The organism is Janthinobacterium leeuwenhoeki, assembly GCF_051380795.1.
In the GTDB taxonomy this organism is placed as follows: Bacteria; Pseudomonadota; Gammaproteobacteria; order Burkholderiales; family Burkholderiaceae_D; genus Janthinobacterium.
This window is the reverse complement of record NZ_JBNYXT010000072.1, coordinates 1-1,474: the sequence shown is the minus strand read 5'-3', so window position 1 is coordinate 1,474 and position 1,474 is coordinate 1. Positions and strand designations below refer to the sequence as shown.

1 rRNA gene is annotated in these 1,474 nt (G+C 50.7%); it reads right to left on the bottom strand.

Features of this window, described 5'->3' with window-relative positions:
• Nucleotides 1-108 precede the first annotated feature (108 nt).
• Nucleotides 109-1,474, bottom strand: a 23S ribosomal RNA gene (locus ACQ4WS_RS25405); the annotation flags it as partial.

Genomic DNA, 1,474 nt, shown 5'->3' with positions numbered 1-1,474 from the left:
GAGCGACAAAGCCTGAATCTGGAAGAAGCAAAGATTGGGGTAATGAATAGTAGTATCAACAAACTCACAACGTTGTACCGTCTTATCCTCTGTACCTGCTAAGGTTATAGGGACAAGCCGTACGGGCAATTAGTACTGGTTAGCTTAATGCATTACTGCACTTCCACACCCAGCCTATCAACGTCCTGGTCTCGAACGACCCTTCAAAGAGCTCAAGGCTCTGGGAAATCTCATCTCAAGGCAAGTTTCCCGCTTAGATGCTTTCAGCGGTTATCTCTTCCGAACTTAGCTACCCGGCAATGCCACTGGCGTGACAACCGGTACACCAGAGGTTCGTCCACTCCGGTCCTCTCGTACTAGGAGCAGCCCCCTTCAAATTTCCAACGCCCACGGCAGATAGGGACCAAACTGTCTCACGACGTTTTAAACCCAGCTCACGTACCACTTTAAATGGCGAACAGCCATACCCTTGGGACCGGCTACAGCCCCAGGATGTGATGAGCCGACATCGAGGTGCCAAACTCCCCCGTCGATATGAACTCTTGGGAGGAATCAGCCTGTTATCCCCAGAGTACCTTTTATCCGTTGAGCGATGGCCCTTCCATACAGAACCACCGGATCACTATGTCCTACTTTCGTACCTGCTCGACTTGTCAGTCTCGCAGTTAAGCACGCTTATGCCATTGCACTATCAACACGATGTCCGACCGTATCTAGCGTACCTTCGAACTCCTCCGTTACACTTTAGGAGGAGACCGCCCCAGTCAAACTGCCTACCATGCACTGTCCCCGATCCGGATAACGGACCAAGGTTAGAACCTCAAACAAACCAGGGTGGTATTTCAAGGTTGGCTCCACGAGAACTAGCGTCCCCGCTTCAAAGCCTCCCACCTATCCTACACAGATTGGTTCAAAGTCCAATGCAAAGCTACAGTAAAGGTTCATGGGGTCTTTCCGTCTAGCCGCGGGTAGATTGCATCATCACAAACATTTCAACTTCGCTGAGTCTCGGGAGGAGACAGTGTGGCCATCGTTACGCCATTCGTGCAGGTCGGAACTTACCCGACAAGGAATTTCGCTACCTTAGGACCGTTATAGTTACGGCCGCCGTTTACTGGGACTTCAATCAAGAGCTTGCACCCCATCATTTAATCTTCCAGCACCGGGCAGGCGTCACACCCTATACGTCCACTTTCGTGTTTGCAGAGTGCTGTGTTTTTATTAAACAGTCGCAGCCACCAGTTTATTGCAACCCTTTCACCCTCATGGAGTAAACCAATCAAGCTACCGGGGCGTACCTTTTCCCGAAGTTACGGTACCAATTTGCCGAGTTCCTTCTCCCGAGTTCTCTCAAGCGCCTTAGAATACTCATCTCGCCCACCTGTGTCGGTTTGCGGTACGGTCTCGTATGACTGAAGCTTAGAGGCTTTTCTTGGAACCACTTCCGATTGCTTCGTGAACAAGTTCACTCGTC